The organism is Bradyrhizobium sp. HKCCYLS20291, assembly GCF_051167715.1.
Lineage (GTDB): Bacteria > Pseudomonadota > Alphaproteobacteria > Rhizobiales > Xanthobacteraceae > Bradyrhizobium.
The window spans coordinates 24,980-44,552 of record NZ_JBNPTO010000027.1 but is presented as its reverse complement, the minus strand read 5'-3'; the positions used below and the strand labels follow the sequence as shown (position 1 = coordinate 44,552).

General features: G+C 66.4%; 11 protein-coding genes. 2 read left to right on the top strand and 9 right to left on the bottom strand.

Going from position 1 to position 19,573, the window contains the following annotated elements:
• Positions 1-23: 23 nt before the first annotated feature.
• Both ACQR07_RS35215 and glmM read right to left on the bottom strand, forming a co-directional pair.
• Positions 24-866 (bottom strand): outer membrane protein, encoded by an 843-nt coding sequence (locus ACQR07_RS35215; RefSeq protein WP_434906637.1) that lies wholly within the window; start codon positions 864-866, stop codon positions 24-26.
• 694 nt (positions 867-1,560) lie between these two features.
• A complete protein-coding gene (gene glmM, locus ACQR07_RS35210) occupies positions 1,561-2,910 on the bottom strand; it encodes a phosphoglucosamine mutase (RefSeq protein ID WP_434906636.1) in 1,350 nt (449 codons plus the stop codon).
• 432 nt (positions 2,911-3,342) lie between these two features.
• On the opposite strand from glmM, the gene ACQR07_RS35205 reads away from it, so the two are divergent.
• Both ACQR07_RS35205 and ACQR07_RS35200 read left to right on the top strand, forming a co-directional pair.
• The gene (locus tag ACQR07_RS35205; protein WP_434906635.1) at positions 3,343-4,479 is read left to right on the top strand and encodes an alpha-hydroxy acid oxidase; all 1,137 of its coding nucleotides are present in this window, start codon (positions 3,343-3,345) and stop codon (positions 4,477-4,479) included.
• Positions 4,480-4,681: 202 nt separating this feature from the next.
• Entirely contained in the window at positions 4,682-5,581 is a 900-nt protein-coding gene (locus tag ACQR07_RS35200) for a hypothetical protein (protein WP_434906634.1), read from the top strand.
• Positions 5,582-5,651: 70 nt separating this feature from the next.
• Here the strand turns inward: ACQR07_RS35200 and ACQR07_RS35195 are convergent, their stop codons facing one another.
• The 7 genes from ACQR07_RS35195 to ACQR07_RS35165 form a co-directional block, all read right to left on the bottom strand.
• Complete coding sequence (locus ACQR07_RS35195) at positions 5,652-6,230, bottom strand: hypothetical protein (protein WP_434906665.1); 579 nt, start codon at positions 6,228-6,230, stop codon at positions 5,652-5,654.
• A gap of 144 nt (positions 6,231-6,374) precedes the next feature.
• Positions 6,375-7,217 carry a shikimate dehydrogenase gene (locus tag ACQR07_RS35190; RefSeq protein ID WP_434906633.1) on the bottom strand — a complete coding sequence of 281 codons (843 nt, stop codon included), beginning with the start codon at positions 7,215-7,217 and terminating at the stop codon, positions 6,375-6,377.
• 114 nt (positions 7,218-7,331) lie between these two features.
• The gene (locus ACQR07_RS35185; RefSeq protein WP_434906632.1) at positions 7,332-9,098 is read right to left on the bottom strand and encodes a SulP family inorganic anion transporter; all 1,767 of its coding nucleotides are present in this window, start codon (positions 9,096-9,098) and stop codon (positions 7,332-7,334) included.
• Between the two features lie 113 nt (positions 9,099-9,211).
• Positions 9,212-9,487: a helix-turn-helix domain-containing protein gene (locus ACQR07_RS35180; protein ID WP_434906631.1), complete on the bottom strand. Its 276-nt coding sequence runs from the start codon at positions 9,485-9,487 to the stop codon at positions 9,212-9,214.
• Between the two features lie 207 nt (positions 9,488-9,694).
• A complete protein-coding gene (locus tag ACQR07_RS35175) occupies positions 9,695-15,226 on the bottom strand; it encodes a beta strand repeat-containing protein (RefSeq protein WP_434906630.1) in 5,532 nt (1,843 codons plus the stop codon).
• Positions 15,227-15,423: 197 nt separating this feature from the next.
• Complete coding sequence (locus ACQR07_RS35170; RefSeq protein ID WP_434906629.1) at positions 15,424-17,100, bottom strand: ShlB/FhaC/HecB family hemolysin secretion/activation protein; 1,677 nt, start codon at positions 17,098-17,100, stop codon at positions 15,424-15,426.
• Between the two features lie 415 nt (positions 17,101-17,515).
• The gene (locus ACQR07_RS35165; RefSeq protein ID WP_434906628.1) at positions 17,516-19,564 is read right to left on the bottom strand and encodes an elongation factor G; all 2,049 of its coding nucleotides are present in this window, start codon (positions 19,562-19,564) and stop codon (positions 17,516-17,518) included.
• Positions 19,565-19,573 lie beyond the last annotated feature (9 nt).

Genomic DNA, 19,573 nt, shown 5'->3' with positions numbered 1-19,573 from the left:
ACTCAGGATCAGGATCGTTCGGCTCAGCCCTTGCGGATGAGCGGCGGCATCGGAGGCGGCGGAGGATTGTCGAAGTTCCAGCGCACGCCGAGCTTCAGGTCGTGAGACGTGATGTCCCTGAACTTGAAGATGTTGCCGGTGGTGGTGCCGGTGTAGGTCGAGAGCACGCCGGTCTGTCCCTGCCCCAGGTCGACATAGCTGTAGGCCAGTTCGAGCACGAGGTTCGGATTGACGTTGTAGGCGAGACCCGCGTGCGCCGCCCAGGCGAGATTCCACTTCGAGGAGGTCGGAGCCGTCGCAAAGCTCGTCGTCGCGCCCGGGCTGTTGTTGATGCCCGTATCGGTGAAGTTCGAGATGGTCACCCGCGAGCCGCCGACACCGGCGCCAACGAACGGCGTGATGCACCACCAGGTGCCGAGGTCGACATAGACGTTGGCGAGCACCAGCCACTCCGACTTGCTGGCGCTGTAATTGTCGATGCCTTGATAGGTCGTGCCGGCCGAGGTGAAGTTGAAGCGGTCGGTGGCCTTGAAGTTCGAATTGCCGCGATACTGGCCAGTCACATCGGCGCGGAACCAGCTGTTGAAGCGGTAGCCGGCACCGATGCCGTAGATCCCGGCGGTGTCGAACGCCGACGTCTGCTGGAACGAGGTCATCGGCGCATAGAGCGCTGCGTTGGTATAACGGATGTCCTTGACCTTCTGGTTGCTGAAACCGATGTCGCCGCGCAGATACCAGCCGCCGAAATCAGCCGCGGGGGGCGGCGCGTAGACCGGGGGAGGCATGATGGGCATATCGGCCGCAAAGGCCAGGGTTGAAAACAGAGAGGCCGCTCCGGCGGCGATCAAAGACTTAACGCTACGCATTGGCTTCGTCCCTTTGGCCGGTGAGGCGTTCGGAATGGGCCCCACATCACAACTGACGGCTGTACAATCGCACCAAATGCTTAAGCAGCGCTTAACCCTAATAATTAAGGTTGATATTTCCTGATCACGACGGAACCGTTAACGCACGCGCAACGCATCCTAATGATTGGTTAGCGAGGGCATCTCTGTCGGACTGACAACCCACCAAGCTAAATCGTGCATAGACTAATTAGTTCGGACAGAGCATTCGCTTTGGATCCCACCCCGCTCTTCGGGAGATCGCGACACGAATTTTCACCGCACGCGAGTTGCGCTCCCTCTCCCCGTTCTTCACGGGGAGAGGGTCGGGGTGAGGGGCAGCCGCTCGGGCGGTGCCGCTTCAGTGAAACGAACTGATCCTCTGTTAGTTTAGCAAACGGACTCTCGCGATACTTTCCAGCAATGCGAAGGACGGCGCCCCGTCCGACAGACCTCGTTCCAGGCCTCTTATGTGCCATGCCCCTCACCCGGATTGCTGCGCAATCCGACCTCTCCCCGCGAAGAGCGGGGAGAGGTTTCACCGGCAATGACGACAGAGGGTGCCTCGATCGGAGGCCAAGAGCCTTGTTGTGATCGAGGCGACTGACGAACCCGCAAGAAAAAAGGCCTGCCATCGGATGACGGCAAGCCTCTGCAGCAAGCGGAAAGCAGATGATCAGGCGGCGGCGGCAGCGTTGCCCACTGCGGCGACGATCTCGTCGACGACCTCCTCGACCAGATCGCGGTCGTCGCCCTCGCCCATCACGCGGATGACCGGCTCGGTGCCGGAGGAGCGGACGAGCAGACGGCCGTGGCCGTTGAGGCGCTTCTGGCCGGTGTCGATCGCCGACTTCACCTCGTCGGCATCGAGCGGCTTGCCGCTGCGATAGCGCACGTTCTTGAGGATCTGCGGCAGCGGGTCGAACTTGTGACAGACCTCGGAGACCGGGCGGCGCAAGCGCTGCACCGTCGCAAGCACCTGCAGCGCCGCGACGAAGCCGTCGCCGGTCGTAGCATAGTCCGACAGGATGATGTGGCCGGACTGCTCGCCGCCGAGATTGTAGCCGTCGGCCAGCATGCGCTCGAGCACGTAGCGGTCGCCGACCGGCGTGCGCACCAGCTCCATCCCCTGCCCCTCGAGGAAGCGCTCGAGGCCGAGATTGGACATCACGGTGGCGACGATGCCGGGACGCGCCAGGCGGCCGTCTTCCTTCCAGCTCTGCGCGATCACGGCGAGCAGCTGATCGCCATCGACGATGTGGCCGCGCTCGTCGACCAGGATGACGCGGTCGGCGTCACCGTCCAGCGCGATGCCGATGTCGGCACGCATCTCGCGAACTTTCCGGCACAGCGCCTCCGGCGAGGTCGAACCGCATTCCTTGTTGATGTTGAAGCCGTCCGGCTCCACGCCGATCGAGATCACGTCGGCCCCGAGTTCCCACAGCGCTTCCGGCACCACCTTGTAGGCGGCGCCATTGGCGCAATCGACGACCACGCGCAGGCCGTCGAGCGATAGGTCACGCGGCAGCGTGCGCTTGGCAAATTCGATGTAGCGGTCGTGCACGCCGTCGATGCGGCGGGCGCGGCCAAGGCTCGCGCTCTGCGCCAGCTTCTTGTCGAGCGATTCATCGAGGAGCTGCTCGATCTGCTTTTCGACATCGTCGGACAGCTTGAAGCCCTGCGGGCCGAACAGCTTGATGCCGTTGTCCTCGAACAGGTTGTGCGACGCCGAGATCATGACGCCGAGATCGGCGCGCATCGACTTGGTCAGCATCGCGACCGCCGGCGTCGGCATCGGGCCGACCAGCAGCACGTCCATGCCCACCGAGGTGAAGCCCGCAACCATGGCGTATTCGATCATGTAGCCGGAGAGGCGTGTGTCCTTGCCGATCACGACGCGGTGGCGGTGCTCGCCGCGCTGAAACAGAAGGCCTGCGGCCTGCCCGACCTTGAGCGCGAGTTCCGGCGTGATCAGGCCGTTGGCGCGGCCACGAATCCCATCGGTCCCGAAATAGTTACGGCTCATACGACCCCCAGCAACAGCCCCTGGTTTCCCTGCACCGGTCGCGCTCGAATCACGGGATCGACGGTCCGGTCAGCCCGCGGGTTATAGTCGCCTTGAAGCTAAGATGGCTTCAAAAAATGTGATGAATCATTACCTCGAAACCGCCACCATAGACGTAAGGTACTGTTAAGACTAATTTTTCGCTTTCCGACGGTCCGCCGGGCAGGCTCGTCCCGCACCGCGGTGCGGCCTGCCACAGCAAAGCATCTCGCCCCCGCCGAGTTCCTGGACCGGCAAACAACCACACGTACGGCGGCCCCGATCGGGGGTTGCAGGTAATGGCCTCGCCCTGGATGCGGTTGCAGGCCCCAAGCCGGATTTGGCAGGCGCCGCAAAGATGCTAGATCACAGCCAGCTCGAGAAACGACACTCGGTGGGGAGCCGACGACCGCAATGAAGCACATCACCTGCATCGAAGATCTGCGCCTGCTGCACAAGCGGCGCGTCCCGAAGGCGTTCTTCGACTACGCCGATCGCGGCTCCTATGCCGAGGAAACGCTGCGCGCCAATCGCGACGACCTGCAGAAGATCAAGTTCCGGCAGCGCATCCTGGTCGATGTCTCGAAGCGCGATCTGTCGACCACGATCCTCGGCGAGCCCTCCTCGATGCCGCTGGTCCTGGCCCCGGTCGGCCTCTTGGGCATGCAGCATGGCGATGGCGAGATCCACGCCTGCCGGGCCGCGCAGGCCGCCGGCATTCCGTTCACCCAGAGCACGATGTCGATCTGCTCGATCGAGGACATCGCCGGCAGCGTCGAGAAACCGTTCTGGTTCCAGCTCTACGTCATGAAGGACCGCGGCTTCATCAAGGCGCTGGTCGAGCGCGCCATCGCCGCCAAGTGCACCGCGCTGTGCCTGACCGTCGACCTGCAGGTGATCGGCCAGCGCCACCAGGACATCAAGAACGGCATGAGCGTGCCGCCGGAATGGACGCTGTCGAAGCTGTTCGATTTCGCCACCAAGCCGGCCTGGGTGCAGGGCGTGCTGCAGGGCAAGCGCCGCACCTTCGGCAATATCGCGGGCCACGTGAAGAACACCGAGGATCTCACCAAGCTCTCGGCCTGGACGGCCGCGCAGTTCGACACCTCGCTGAACTGGAAGGACGTCGACTGGATCCGCTCGATCTGGCCGGGCAAGCTGATCATCAAGGGCATCCATGACATCGAGGACGCCAAGCTCGCGGTCGAGACCGGCGCGCAGGCGCTGGTCGTTTCCAACCATGGCGGCCGCCAGCTCGACGGCGCGCCGTCGTCGATCCACGTGCTGCCCGGCATTGCCGAGGCGGTCGGCGACAGGATCGAGATCATGTTCGACGGCGGCATCCGCTCCGGCCAGGACGTGATGCGCGCGCTCGCGCTCGGCGCCAAGTCCTGCATGCTCGGCCGCGCCTACGCCTACGGCCTCGGCGCCGGCGGCCAGGCCGGCGTCGCCAAGGCCATCGACATCATCCGCAACGAGCTACTGACCACGATGGGCCTGTGCGGCGTCAACACGGTGGCCGAGATCGACCGCAAGGTGCTGGCGGATTAGTTCGAGCCAGGTCGCAAGTCTGGTTATGCCGTGAGGCAATCGTCATTTAGCCGAGCTAACAGCTAATCAGTTGCACCATCCGTGCCGCTGCCCCTCACCCCAACCCTCTCCCCGTGAAGAACGGGGAGAGGGAGCGCACCACCGGTTCACCTCGGCGGCGTCAATCCGTCGCGGAGGCCGTCATGACAACGGATCATCGTCCTTGCGCACGATACGCCTGCATAAGATCGCCGACCTCCCTGACACGGCCGGAGGATGGACGCTCAGGGCGAGCTCCGTCGCGAATGACGGATCGCTGCTGTTCCTCTCCGTCGCTGACGCACGCAGGGAAACCAGCGAGGGCGCGCCATGCGGCGTTGGAACGTCCGATCCCCAGACTCCCACCGGCAAGGCCTTTCGGCTGTCGATCGTACCTGTCCAGGGAACGCCTCAAAGCGTGGCGCTGCCGCCGCTTGATATCGCGGCTCACTATGTCGACCTTTTTCCGGATGGACGGATCCTGCTCGTCTATCCTCGCTCATACCCTGAAGGCGTCGGAAACGCCGTCATCTACGACCCGGCTTCGGGACAGCACACGCGCATCGATCTCGACGATGGCATCAGCCACGTGTACGTCGATTCCCTCGCCCGCATCTGGGTCGGCTATTTCGACGAAGGGGTGTTCGGCGGCGGAGTTGGATCTGCGGGGCTGGTCTGTTTCTCGGCAGCAGGCGATATCATCTGGAGCTATCCGCCGGACGACGGGATGGCGGACTGTTACGCGCTGAACGTCAGCGGCGCGGAAGCCGCGATGTTCTTCTACACCGACTTTCCGCTGTGCAAGATTTCCTCGGATTTTCAGCTGTCCTATTGGACGACCGAGCTGGGTGGCTGTCATCGTTTTGCGTTGTCCGGATCAGACGTCCTTTTCTCACGTCAATACAAAGATCCCCCGGATGCGGCGTATTGGGGACAGCTGACGGCGGACGGGACGTTGCGCACGGAACGAGTGCAACTCCAGCTTCCGGACGGCTCCCCGCTCCCGAAGGGACAATTGCTCGGCCGGGGCCGAGATCTCACCTTTTTCGGCGCCGAAGCAGTGTACCGCATCAGCCTGACTTGAGATTCCACCCGACAAATTAGGTGCGTCCCCGAACACCATCGCCGCGCATCCGGGGACCATGAGCTCAGCCTCACATCGGCGGTGTCAACCCGTCGCGGCCGACGCTGACGCGGCTGGTTTCGAGGGAGCCGTCGGGCAGTTGCTTGACGGTCGCGATCACCTTGGCGCCCGGCTTCAGCTCGGACTTGTCGCCGGGGACGAAGGTGACGATCGGGGTGTCCGGCGTGATGTCGACGCGCTTCTCGCCGCCCTTGTACTTCACCAGCAGCGTGTGGCCATCCGTCGAGACCGAGCTTTCCGCCACGGTCGCGTTGGTCATGCTGGAGTTCGGCTTGAGATCCCAGGGCCGCGAGCCCTCGCCGGTGCCGCGCATGGCCTCCGGGAAGATGTGGATCTCGACGGCCTTGGGCGCGCCGTCCGGGCCCGGCACCGTGGTGGCGCCGATGAAAGATCCCGGCTTGATGTCGGAGAGCTCCGCCTTCACGACACCGCTCACGCTCATGTCGCCGGCGACGTGCAGCTTGAACAGCTCGCCGCTGCGGGCCTTCACCGTCATCGTGTCGGCATCGATGCTCTCGATGGCGCCGCGGATTCGCGTCGGCACCGGGGCCTGCTGGCAGATCGCAAGAGCGGACGTCGCCGCAACCATCGCGAGCGCGATGGCCGGACGGATCAGAAGGGTACGGACAAACATGCAGGGGGGCTCCGGGACTGAGGCGAACGCTCCGCGCTTCATAGTCTGGGCGCGGACGCATGAGGAGTGAAACGCCAGTGTGGGGAGCTTATTCCGCGCTCAAGCCTTTGTGAGATCGGCCTCGATCAGCGCGCGAAGCTCGGCCGTGACCTGCGGACGCTCGCCGAACCACAGCTGAAAGCCGCGCACGGCCTGATGCAGCAGCATACCGAGGCCATCAGCGGTGCGCAGTCCCCGCGCTTGCGCGGCGGCGAGCAATGGCGTCTGCAGCGGCACATAAACGAGATCGGCGACGACGGCCTCTCGCGGCAGCTGAGCGAGATCGATCTGCAGCGGCGGCTGACCATGCATGCCGAGCGACGTCGTGTTCACCAGCAGGCCCGCATGCGGCAGCAGCGCGGCGACGCGCTCCCAGCCCTCGGCGACGACGCGGTCGCCGAACTGATCCGCCAGCGCCTGCGCGCGCGCGGCGGTGCGGTTGACGACATGAATGCGGCCGATGCCGCGCTCCAGCAGGCCGAACACGACGGCACGAGCCGAGCCGCCGGAGCCGAGCACGACGGCCGTGTCGGTACGATCCCAGCCCGGCGCCACCGCATCGAGATTGCCGATGAAGCCCTCGACATCGGTATTGGTCGCGCGCAGGTGTCCGTGCTCGTACCACAGCGTGTTCGCGGCACCGACGGCGCGGGCCCGCGCGTCGGGCTCGGTCAGCTCCAGCACGCGCTCCTTGTGCGGGATCGTGACGTTGGCGCCGACGAAGCCGCGCCGGTCGAGATGCAGGACGAATTCAGCCAACTCTTCCGGCGGCACCGCCTCGATCGAGTAGCCGCCGGCAAGGCCGAGCTTGTGCAGCCAATGATGATGGATCAGCGGCGAGCGCGAATGGGCGGCGGGCCATCCGATCAGGCAGGCGGCACGGGGTTTGGCGGCGGCGGTCATGGCGGTGACATCGGACAAGCTCCGGCCGGAGTCAATGGTCCCGGGCGGAGGCGCGGCCTCGGCTCTGCCGCCTGTCGGCAGCACCTCGGTCCCGGCCAGCGTGCAGTCAGGCGCTCAGCTCGCGGCCAGCCCGTCGGCGGAAATGTCCTCCTGCGGCGTCTCCTTGCCCTTGATGTCGGCCACTGCGCGCTCGATGGTCTCGCGGTAGCGCACCAGCGGCGGCCGCACGCCGTGGGTCAGCAGCGCGCGGCGCACCGTCGGCGACGCGCCGGTGATGAACAGCCGGATGCCCTGCTGCTTGGCCTTGGCGGCGACTCGGCTCATCGCATTGGCCGCTGTCGAATCCAGGAACGGCACGGCGGCGAAATCGACCACGAAGGCCTTGCGGCGGTCGGCGATGGAGTCGAGCACGGTGCCCACGGTCGAGGCCGCACCGAAGAAGAACGCGCCGGTGATGCGATAGACCAGCACGTCCTTGTCGGCGCTGAGCTTCGGATTGTACGGCACGCGCACGCCGTCCTCGAAGTCTGCTCGGTCCTCGGCGACCAGGGGCGATCCGTCCTCGACGCCGGTCATCTGCGCCATCCGGTTGATGAAGAGCACGGCGCCGAGCGCGAAGCCGACCAGGATGCCCTCGGTGAGATCGCGGAAGATCGTCAGCCCGAAGGTCGCGAGCAGCACCGTGGCATCGCCCCAGGAGGAGCGGATCAGGGTCGCGAACTCATGCTTCTCGGCCATGTTCCAGGCGACCACGACCAGCACGGCGGCCAGCGCCGCCAGCGGGATGTAGCTCGCGAGCGGCGCCGCGATCAGCATGAACACCAGCAGGAACAGCGAGTGCAGCATGCCCGAAACCGGGCCGCGCGCGCCGGCGCGGACATTGGTCGCGGTGCGCGCGATCGTCCCGGTGACGCAGATGCCGCCGAACAGCGCCGAGCCGACATTGGCGAAACCCTGAGCGACCAGCTCGCAATTCGAGCGGTGACGGCGCCCGGTCATGCCGTCGGCCACGACGGCCGACAGCAGCGACTCGATCGCGCCGAGCAGCGCGAAGGCAATCGCGTCGGGAAACACCGCCTGGATCTTGGCGAGCGAGAACGCGGGCAGCGCCGGCGCTGGCAGCTCACGCGGGATGCCGCCGAATTTGGTACCGATGGTTTCGACCGGCAGCTGCAGCGCATAGGTGAAGATCGCCGCGACCACGACGGCGATCAGGATGCCGGGCCAGGTCGGCCGCAGCTGCTTGAGGCCGACGATGATCGTGATCGACATCGTGGCCAGCGCGACTGCGGCGAGGCTCGCCGTCGGTGCGCCATGCGCCAGCGCGATCAGCTTCGGGATCAGCTCGCCGGGCTCCTTGGCCGTCAGCGTGATGCCGAACAGGTCCTTCAACTGACTGGCGAAGATGATCACGGCGATACCGGCGGTGAAGCCGACCGTGACCGGATAGGGGATGAACTTGATGTAGGTGCCGAGCCGCAAGTACCCGGCGATCACCAGTATCACGCCGGACATCATGGTCGCGAGCAGCAGGCCGTCGAGGCCCTGGCGATCGACGGTGGCGGCGACGAGGACGATGAAGGCGCCGGCGGGACCGCCGATCTGGAAGCGGCTGCCGCCGAGCAGCGAGATCAGGAAGCCGCCGATCACGGCGGTGTACAGGCCGCGCCCCGGCGAGACGCCGGAGGCGATCGCGATCGCCATCGACAGCGGCAGCGCGACGATGGCCACCGTCAGACCCGCGAGCGCATCGGCGCGGAAATCCGCGACGCCATAGCCCTCGCGCAGGACGGTCAGAAGTTTCGGAGAATACAGCTCGGCAAAGGTCGGCTCATGATGTCCGACCCGCCCCCGCGCGCCGTGCCCGTCTGCGATGCTCATGCCCATCACGCTCCCACCGCAGGCCGCAATGCGGCTCACGGCGCGTCTCACACGACGGGCTCAGCAGCCGTCGTGCCGCGCGATGAAGCTAGCTCGCGCCATCGCGCGCAGTGTCAGTTTGACGGCCCACGGTTGGGCGGTCCCGGGTCCTTCAGGCGAACGCCACGCCCGCCATCCTCGCTGCGGGCACGCTCGCCGATCAGATCCACGCCCGCACGATTGAGCGCATCGACGACCTTGGTCAGCGAGTCCACCACGCCGCGGACGTTGCCCGTGGAGGCTTCCATCCGCTGGATCGTCGGCAGCGACACGCCGGCCAGCTCGGCCAAGGTTTTCTGATCAATCCCGAGCAGCGCACGCGCTGCCCGCATCTGGAACGACGTGATCACGATGGCCTCACGTAACACACACCATAATTGATGCGTAAAACAAAGACAATGATGTAAAATACATCATCTCCAGCGAGGAAGGCAAGGCTTGGTTGCGCCGGCGCTGCGCGGAAAGTCTGCCATCGGCATCTGACCGCGGCGACGACGCTGGCCTCGCGGCCCGGGACTGAGGTCAGGCCGCGTGTCGGATCGGACCGGTCGGCCTCATCATCGATTCGACATCTGCCAACCGCAGGTCGAGCGGGTCGGCCCTCCGCCGAAGTCCGAGGTGGTGCAGACCCACGTGGCGGATCCGCCACGCAGGCTCGGCGCCAGGTTCGGCATGTCCGGCACGGTCACGCGCCACACGGCGGACGACGTCGCAGCGACGACGTAGTTCGGGTTCGTCTGAGTCCCCGCAACCGTGAGCGCATAGCTGCCGAGCGGCGTCCATGGCGTGATACCGTAGCTGCTCGACAGGCCCGTGAGCACGCTCACGCTTTCGCCGTTCTGCAGGCCGGTCGCCGCAAGCCCGGGATCGGAGGATGGCACGCCGATCACCGATGTGCCGCCGAGCGGCCGCACCATCACTTGCGCGGGCGTCACGCTCAACGCGCCGCTGCCGAAGCCGAATGCATAGCCCGCAGCCGACGCGAGCGAGCCCTGTGCGACGTTGATCGCATAGGGGCTGCCGGCGACACCTGCGGTCGCCGCCGCCCCGCCGGAGGTCAACGAGGGCACCCCGGTGAAGGCCGTTGCGGCGGCATCGCCGAGGAAGGCATTGGCGGCGCCGGACTGATAGCCGGACACGCCATAGCTGGTCGCCAGCGTGGCCGTCGCATCGGCGCCGTAGGTCTTGCTGAAGCTGATCGGGCTGAAGGTCAGCGTCGGCTGCATCGCGAACAGATAGCGGTTGCCCGAGGCCGTGACGCTGGCGGGCGGCAGGCTGGCATAGGTCGCATTCCAGATCGCGGTGTTGCCGCTGTTGAGGCTCCCAAAGCTGTCGGAGCCCGGCGCGCTGGAATAGATCAGCCAGCGGCCCGAGGTTGCCGTCACGGCGTTAGCGCCGGCATTGTTGATGAAGGCCAGCGCAGTGGACAGGACCGGGCTCGTGGCGGAGACGATCGCTCCGCTGGCAAGGGTCAGGTTGCCTGTGGTGAGGACGGTAGCGGCGCCACTCGCGCTGATCCCGGTCGTCCCCTGCACGGTGCCGATCGTCAGAGCTTGCGCGTTGGAGAAGCCGAGCGAGCCGATTCCGCTGGCCGCCAGCGTGCCGACCAGATTGTTGGCGTTCAGCGCATAGCTTGCCGAGCCCGAAAGCTTCAGCCCGGTGGTAGTGACGGCGCCGCCGGTCTGCGTCACCGTCCCGGTCCCGGTGAGCACCACGGGTGCAGCATTGGACGTGATCGTGGCTCCGAGCTTGCCGCCACCGCTGCCGGCCAGCGTGAGCACGCCCGCGCCGTTGTTGGTGATCGTCGTTCCGCTGGCCGACATGTCATAGCCGAACGCCGCTCCGGATGACGTGGCTCCCGACAGCGTCAATGCGCCTGATGTCATCGTGATCGCATTGCTGCCGCCGGCGACGAGACCCGATCCGCTGCTGCTGGAGCCCGAGAACTGGACGCCGCCTCCGATGGTGGTCAGTGAGGCTCCGTTTCCGATCGTGAGCCCCGAGCCGCTGGTGCTGTTGCCAGCGAGCGTCACGGCGCTACCGGTCTGATTGTCGACGGTCATGCTCGCGAGGGAGATGCCTGCACCGGTCGTCGAGGTCCCCGCGATCGTCGGCGCGCCGCCGGCAATGGTAAGCGCATTGCTGCCGAGCCAATACAGGCCGGCGTCGCTTGCCGATGAGCCGGACATGTTGACGCCGCCGGACAACGACAAGCTGGTCGCGCCATTGAAGGCGATGCCGCTGAAGCTGCTGCTCGAACCGCTGAGGCCGAGCGTCCCGGCACCGGAATTGACCAGGCTCGAACTGCCGCTGTTGAACCAGACGCCATGATTGCTCTGCGAGGTTCCGGACCAGGTCGCATTGCCGGCACTGCTGGAAATTGCGTTCGCGCCCAGGAAGTAGATCGCAACCCCACTGTTCGACGTTCCCGAGATGCCGATGTTGCCGGAGGTGGTCACGGTCGCGCCGGAGACGACGAAGCCCTGGCTGCTGGTGCTGGTTCCGGTCAGCGAGAACGTCCCGGCGCCGGCATTGGTCAGGGCGGAGGTTCCCGCGAGGAAGGCGCCATGCCCTGAGGTCGACAATCCGGCCAAGGTCAGATTGCCGGCGCTATCGGTGATCGTGTTCACACCATTCAGCACCAGCCCCGTGCCGCTGGTCGAGGTGCCGGTCATCGACACGGCGCCCGAGGTGCCGATCGATCCGCCCGACGTGAGATTGATGCCGTCGGTCGAGCTGCTGGTTCCCGACAGGCTCAGCGCCCCCGAAGCCGCTGTGAGCGTGTCGCCACCCACGGCGACCAGGCCCAATCCGCTCGCGCTCGTTCCGGAGAGCTGCACGGCGCCGTGGCTCGTGAGATTCGCTCCGTTCTCGATCTTCAATCCATACCCGCTCGAGCTCGTCCCCGCGAAGGTGATCGCCGCGCCGGTCTGATTGTCGATCGTCGCGGAGCCCTGGAAGTAGACGCCATTTCCAGAGGTCGAAGTCCCGCTGAGGGTCGGCGTGCCGCTCGCAATGGTGATGGTGTTGCTGCCCTTGAACGACAGGCCATCGCTGCCGCTGGATGTGCCATGCACCGTCACGGTGCCCGACGTCGTCAGGTTGGCGCCGGTGTTGAAACGGACGCCGCGACCGGTTGCGCTCGGCGTAGTTCCGGTGAGTTGCAGCGTGCCGGCACTATTATTGACGAGATCCAAAGTATTGCCCTGGATCCAGACCGCATTGTTATTGGAGGCTGTTCCGTTGAGCGTCAGGTTGCCGGCATTGTCGGTGATCGTCGTGCCATTGAGATAGAGGCCATAGGCTGCATTTGTGTTGTTGCCGGTGACCGTGATGTTGCCCGAGGTGGTCAGGTTGGAAGCGATCGCAATACCGTACTGGGCGGAAGCGGCGGAGGTACCGGCCAGCGACATAGCTCCTGCGCCAGCGTTGACCAGCGTCACAGTCCCGGACGCAAGATTCAAGCTGGTACCTGACGTTGAAGTCGCCGTGACGGTCAGATCTCCGGATTGATCGGTGATCGAGGTCGTTGAGCCCACGTTCACACCATCCCCTGCGCCGGACTGTCCAGCGATGGCGATCGCCCCCGAAGTTGTGATGCTCGCGCCACTCTTGATCTGGGTTCCGTAGCCGGAGGTGTTGAGTCCGGTAACGGTGAAGCTGCCCGCGCCCGTGTTGGAGAGCGCGGTGGCTCCGGTCATCAATGCACCAACGCTGCCACTGTTCGTAGTTGCGCCGCTGTCATTGGACGTTCCTGTCAGAGACAGCGTGCCGCTCCCGGAATTTCTGACGGTTGCGCTGGCGAGTCGAAGGCCGATCGTGGCCCCCGTTCCGGTCGTTGCTGTGGAGGTGCCGTTCACACTCACGTTCCCACCGGTCACATCGAAGCTCGATCCGAAGAAAGCTCCCGTTCCAGTGCTGGAAATGCCAGCGAGTGCAGCATTGCCGGACACGGTGACGGTCGAGCCGCTGAAGAAATCAAGCCCCCGATAGCTGCTTGTCGTGCCGTTCAACCCAAGCGCGCCGACGCCAGAGTTGACGATGGACACCGTGCCTCGCAGTTGAAGCCCTGCATCACTCGTCGCATGACCGCTGAAGGTCAAATTGCCGCTGGACGCCGTGACCGTATTGTTGCCCTCAAACTCCATTCCGATGTAGGACGATGAGGTACTGTTCAGGCTGACGGATCCGGCGGTGGTCAGGTTTGCACCAGGCGCGAAATCCGTCGCCGCCGTCGTGGTGCTTCCCGTGTTCGTGCCTCCGACGACCAGCGTTCCGCCGCCGGTCGTTGTCAGGCTGGTGTTGCCCGCAAGAAGAGCTCCATAACCTGTGCTGGAGGTGCCGCTCACCGTACTTGAGCCGGCTCCGACGGCTATGCTACCACCATTGAAGCTGAGGGCCGTATTGGCTCCGCTCGCCGTCGAAGTCGCGGTCAGCGTGCCGCCGAGATTGACCGAGCTGTTGAAGGAAATCTGCGATCCGGTCAGCTGCAGGCTGCCATTGCTCGCGGTGATACCGGCGTTGAGCAGGATCGCGCCAGCGGCATTGAGCGACAGCGAATTGCCGCTGCTCCAGGTCAGCGCGTTGGCCAGCGTGATGTTGCCGCTCTGCGCGCCGGAGCTGCCGGTGTCGACGGTGACATTGGCGCTTGCGAGCGCGGTCTGCAGCGTCGCGACCGAAAGGATCGACGAGTTGGCGGTCGGCGAGTAGGTGCCGCCGGCGTTCGACACCGTGGTGTCGCTGCCGGTCGAGATGGTGATGTCGTAGGGATCGAGCAGCAGCGTCCCGGTGCGGCCGTTCTGCGCGGTGACGTCGACCGTGCCCCGATAGTTCAGCACGCCGTGGCTCGAGGTTTCGACCGCGCCGCCATTGCCCGTGCCAGCGCCCGTTGCGCTGATCGTGCCGCGAAACTCGGTAAACTCGTCGGACCACAGCACGACCTTGCCGCCATCGCCGCCACTGCCGTTGGCCGAGATCACAGCGCCCTGCGCGACGGTCGTGGTCTGCGCGTTCTGGACATCGGCACCGACCAGCTTGGCCGCGGCATCGCTGCCGCCGCGCTGGTCGCCGCCGATCAGGATCTTGCCGCCGCTCCTGCCGTTGGCGCTGATCCGCGCCGTCTCGGTCAGCGCCACCCTGCTGCCGGTCACCACGATCGTGCCGCCGGCATGCCGGCGGCCGCCATTGGCTGCGAGCCGGCCGGAGACCGTCACGGCGCCACCGCCGCCGCCGAGCACGATGTTGCCGGAGCGGCCGGACACCGAGCGGGCCGAGACCGTACCCGACACATTGACGACGTCGCGGGCGGCCTGCTGCGCGGCCGCGGCCCTGATCTCGACCCGTCCGCCGGCGGCCCTGATCCGGCCGGAGACGTCGAGCAGCGCCTTGCCGCCCGCCGCCGTGGCGCTGGTCGGCAGCGCGACCTGCAGGAAGCCGTCACCGCTCGGATCGAGCGTGACCTGCTCGCCGGCGCCGAGGCCGACCTTGCCGAGCGGCACGCTGATGGTGCCGCTATTGCTGACCGAGCCGCCGATCAGGCCGACATAGGATCCGGCCGCACCGCTGATCGTGCCGGCATTGCTGACCGCGGCCGATGATCCGCGGCCGCTGAAACTGAGCCGGCCGGCGTTGAAGTCCGCATCGCTGATATCGAGGGTCGAGGCGACGAAGCCGCCGCCGACCCGCACGTTGCCGGTCGGCGTGATCGCGATGCCGTTCGGGTTGACCAGATAGACCTGGCCGTTGCCGGTGATCTGTCCGGCGATCGTCGACGAGATGCTGCCGGTGACGCGGTTGAGGATCGCCGCATTGGCATTCGGCTGCGCGAAGTTGACGCTGGCATTGCTGCCGACCGAGAAGCTGTTCCAGTTGACGATCGCCTTCGCCGAGCTCTGGGTGATCGTCAGCGCGTTACTGGCGGGATTGGAGAAGCTCACCTGGCCCGAGGCGACCGAGGCGCCCTGCGGCAGCGCGCTCTGAGCGCCGGCAGGCGACGACAGCACCAGAACCGACGCGGTCCCGAGCAGGACGGCTGCGCTGAGACGCCGGCGGGTGCCGGCCTGAGATCGCTGCGTCCGAGCTTTGCACATCAACATGATACTCGATACTCGACACCGATATGCGGGCCCTGGGCCGCGCCCCAGAACCCCGAACTCCATGTTGCGGCCGCAACAAACCGGATTCGACCCGGTTCGAACTGATATTCGATTAAAGCTTTCTCGATCGAGGCAGCTCCCGCGTTAGCGCCTTGGTCACCACGACGAGGCGCGGCGCGGAAGCGGGCCGTTCAGAACGCCACGTTGAGCAGCATCGTCCCCCTCCATCCAGCCTTGACGCCAGCGAGATCGGTAAAGCCGCGCGCCACCTCCAGCGTGAGGTTCGCGGCCGTCCAGCCGGTCGCCGCGCCGAGGCCGCTGCGAACGCCGGCGCCGACGGATTCGGCGTTGAAGCTCGGCTGCTCGAGCGCGGTCGCGTTCACGATCCAGCCGTGGCCGTAGGCGCCGAACAGATAGGGCGACAGGTTCATGCTGCTGGTGTTGAAGGGAAGCGCGAAGGCACGCGACAGCTCGCCGCGCAACGTGACGCCCTGGTCGGCGGTGAATGTTCCCGAGGCGAAGGCGGTCAGCGCGTCGCTGCCATCGAGCGCAATCTGTTCGGGCCGCAGCAGCGGGCGGCCGTGCGAATATTGGCCGGCGGAGAGCACATCGAGTTGCAGCCCGCCGGGCAACGGTTGCGACAGCCGGGCGTTGGCGGACCATTTGACGAATTGCGGGCTCGCGCTTTGCCGCGACAGCGGGATGCCGGACGCGTCGGCGTCGAGCGTCCCGCGGCCGCCGAGACCGAACGAGCCTTGCGCGCCCAGTTGCACTCCGGCTCCCCAAGGCAGCATGGTCGCGTATTCGGAGCCCAGGCGCAGCGCGCCGTAATGATCGTGATTGAGCGCGACGCCGAAATCGGAGGCCTGCGACTGCTGATCGATCAGCTCGAGCGCCGCGTTGGCGTACAGCGAGCCGGTCCGCGTCAGCCTGATCGGATCGCGCAGACGCAGCGAATAGCGCTCGAACGTCCCGAGCGTCGCCGGCACGTTCGCAGCCGCCGCGGTGCGCGTGATCGACTTCGTATACTCGGGATTGACGGTCAGGCCGTCGCTGCCGAACGGCAGCACCGCGCCGACGCCATAGAGCAGCAGCGGCGGACGGCCGGCAACGAAATCGTTGGGATTTGCGCCGCTGCCGGCCGATGCGTAGACCTGCTCGCCCCACCCGAGCGCGCTGTTCACCGTGACCGACCCGCGCGCCTGCCAGATCCCAAGCGACTTGGACAGGCGGTTGTCGGTGCCAGCAGAGACCGACACGAGATGATGCTCGCCATCCAGGATCAGCCGGGTGCCGCCCTCGGCCACGCCGCGCGCCAGCGAGCTCTTCAATTTGACGCCAGGCACCTCGGCCGCGATCAGCAGCGCATGCTCGATCTGCGCCTGGGTGACATGACGGCGTCCGACCAGCGCGGCGGTGCGTCGCTGGATCACGCCACGCACCTGCGCCGGCAGCGCCGAGACGTCGACCTGCTCGATGAAGCCGTCGATCACGGCCACCCGCAGCGGCCCGCGATCCACCAGATGCTGCGCAGGCAGCACCACGCGCACCAGCGAAAAGCCGGCCTGCACATAGGCCTGCTCGAGCCGGGCCGCGGCCGCATAGATCGCCTCGACGCTGACGCGCTTGCCCGTCAGTTGGGCCGTGAAGGTTTCGGAAGCCCCGGCGAGCTCGGGAAAGGAGCCCTCGACGAGCACCGTGCCAATCAGCACGGTCAGGTCACGCGCGCCGGGCGGTGCGGTCAGAGGGGATGTCCGCGGACTCACGATGACGGCGCCGGCGGGCGGCTGCGCCGGGCGCAGGCTCGGCGGTGTCACCTGGCTCGGCGCGATCGCCTGCGCCCGTGCGTCCGAGCTCGCCGCGGTCAAGGCGGCGAGTCCGGCACCGACACAGATGACAGCATCGCGCCACCGCGACCACATCCTACGCGCCCCGAGGCAAATTGAGCGAACGGCCCCGCGCCTTCAGCGCAGCGCCGGGAACATCCTCGGAACCTTGAATTTTCGTAGTTACCCAGTGCTTAACGCGCGGCCGCCGGAAAGCCGCTGGTAACCAAAGCAAGGCCGCGTGACGCGGCCGGCGCGTGTTCCAAGTCTCTAGGATTGCTCATCATTCGAGACTGTGCGGGGACGCCGCCAATGCCGTTCCCGTATGACTACGGCGTCGTATCCGGCCAGGCGAGCGCTGCCGCTCGCTCCGCTGCTGCACAGAGCGACAACGGCCCGCCAAGCTTCGAGGCGAGAAGCTTGACGGGCCGGCTTTCAGGCGCGCTGGCGCAGGGCCCTACGCCGCGTCGCGGTGCGAGGCGATGATGTGGTCGGCGGCGCGGCCCGTCACTTCGGCCATGTGGTCGAACTGGCGGGTGAAGCTGCCGGCGCCGGCGGTGGCCGAGCGCAGCTCGACGATCAGTTCGCCGATCTCCGCTTCCGGCATCATCGCGCGGACGCAATCCCAGCCGGGCCAGCCGTCACGGGTGTCGAACGACAGGATCTGGCCGCGCCGGGCCGACAGGATCGCGTTGATCCTGGCGGTGGCCTCGCTCGGGCAGACGATCTCCACGGTGTGGATCGGCTCCAGCAGCACCGGCGCGCATTGCGGCAGGCCCTCGCTGACGCCGGCCCGCGCCGCTGTCCGGAACGCGAGGTCGGAGGAATCGACGCTGTGATAGGAGCCATCCGTCAGCGTCACCGCCACGTCGATCACGGGGAAGCCGAGCGGGCCGCGCACCAACGCATCGACGACACCCTCCTCCACCGCCGGGATGTAGTTGCGCGGCACTGCGCCGCCGACCACCTTCTCGGTGAACTGGAAGCCTTCGCCGCGCGGCAGCGGCTTGATGTCGAGCACGACGTCGCCGAACTGGCCGTGGCCGCCGGACTGCTTCTTGTGCCGGCCGCGCTGCGTGATCGCCTTGCGGATGGTCTCCTGATAGCCGATCGCCGGCGTGTGCGATTTGACGTTGACGCCGAAGCGATCGCGCAGCCGCTCGAGCGCGACGCGCAGATGCATCTCGCCCTGCCCCCACAGTACCGTGTCGTGGGTCCGCGGGTTCTGTACCATGGTCAGCGACGGATCCTCCTCGTGGAGCCGCTGCAACGCCTGGCCGAGCTTGACGTCATCCTTGCGGTCGACGGCGGCGATCGAGATCGCCAGCACCGGAGGACACGGATCGATCTTGGCCAGCGCCGCCGGCGCGAGCTTGCCGGTCGCAACCGTATCACCGGTCTTGACCGCATCGAGCTTGCCGAGCGCGACCGTATCGCCGGCCGCGGCCGCCGCGCGCTTGCTGTCATAGGCGCCGGTCGCGGCCAGGATGCCGGAGACACGCCCCGCCTCGCCCGCGGCGGCGTGCACCGTCGCGCCGTCGTCGAGATGGCCGCACAGCACGCGCGTCAGCGACAGCTTGCCGCCGTGTTGCAGATGCAGCGTCTTGAAGACGTAGCCGAGCGCCTCCTTGGTCTCCTTCACCCCGAGCCGCTTGGCGGTGTCGGCAATGCCGGGCGCCTCGTGGCGCAGCGCCTTCATCAGCCGGAGCACGCCGTTCTCGCGCAGCGCCGAGCCGAGCAGCACCGGGCAGATCAGCCCCTCGCGCAATTCGCGGGCGAGATCGTCGAACACGGCGTCGCGCGGTGGCGGGATGTCCTCCAGCAACTGCTCCATCAGCGCGTCGTCGTGATCGGCGAGCTTCTCCAGCATCGAGAACCGCGCTTCCTTCTCGCGATCGAGATCACCGCCTTCGAGCGCGATCACCTCACTCGCCTTGTGCTCGCGATAGATGAAGGCGCGCTCCAGCGCGAGATCGACGAAGCCCTCGATCAATTCGCCATGCCAGATCGGAATCTGGCGCAGCACCAGCGGCACGCGCGAGGCCGGCTGCAAGGTTGCGAGCGTCTCGCGGATCCGCGCGTTGGCGCGATCGATCTTGTTGAGGAACAGGAAGCGCGGGATACGCAACTCTTCGAGTTCACGGAGAATGATCTGCAGTTGCGGCAGCTTCTTCTCGTCGGCCTCGCACACCACGATGGCGGCATCGACCGCCGGCAGCGCAGCGCGCATGTCGTGCGCGAATTCGATCGAGCCGGGACAATCCAGGAATGTGTAGCTGTCGCCCATGAAGGTCGTGCTCGCCGCGGTCATCGCGACGCTCATCTTGTGTTGACGCGCCTCGGGACTGGCATCGCCGACGCATGTGCCGGCATCGACGCTGCCGGCGCGCGCGATGGCGCCCGTCCGCGCCAGGATTGCCTCCAACAGAGTGGTTTTACCGCTTTGGAAAGGGCCCACCAGTGCGATGCACCGTGGACCTCGGGGACTTCTCAGGTCTTGTCCCATTTCGCCGCC

Excerpts from the sequence above, each read along its gene's own strand:
- ACQR07_RS35215 (WP_434906637.1), bottom strand. The coding sequence starts at position 866 with ATGCGTAGCGTTAAGTCTTTGATCGCCGCCGGAGCGGCCTCTCTGTTT.
- glmM (WP_434906636.1), bottom strand. The coding sequence starts at position 2,910 with ATGAGCCGTAACTATTTCGGGACCGATGGGATTCGTGGCCGCGCCAAC.
- ACQR07_RS35205 (WP_434906635.1), top strand. The coding sequence starts at position 3,343 with ATGAAGCACATCACCTGCATCGAAGATCTGCGCCTGCTGCACAAGCGG.
- ACQR07_RS35195 (WP_434906665.1), bottom strand. The coding sequence starts at position 6,230 with ATGGTTGCGGCGACGTCCGCTCTTGCGATCTGCCAGCAGGCCCCGGTG.
- ACQR07_RS35190 (WP_434906633.1), bottom strand. The coding sequence starts at position 7,217 with ATGACCGCCGCCGCCAAACCCCGTGCCGCCTGCCTGATCGGATGGCCC.
- ACQR07_RS35185 (WP_434906632.1), bottom strand. The coding sequence starts at position 9,098 with ATGAGCATCGCAGACGGGCACGGCGCGCGGGGGCGGGTCGGACATCAT.
- ACQR07_RS35175 (WP_434906630.1), bottom strand. The coding sequence starts at position 15,226 with ATGTGCAAAGCTCGGACGCAGCGATCTCAGGCCGGCACCCGCCGGCGT.
- ACQR07_RS35165 (WP_434906628.1), bottom strand. The coding sequence starts at position 19,564 with ATGGGACAAGACCTGAGAAGTCCCCGAGGTCCACGGTGCATCGCACTG.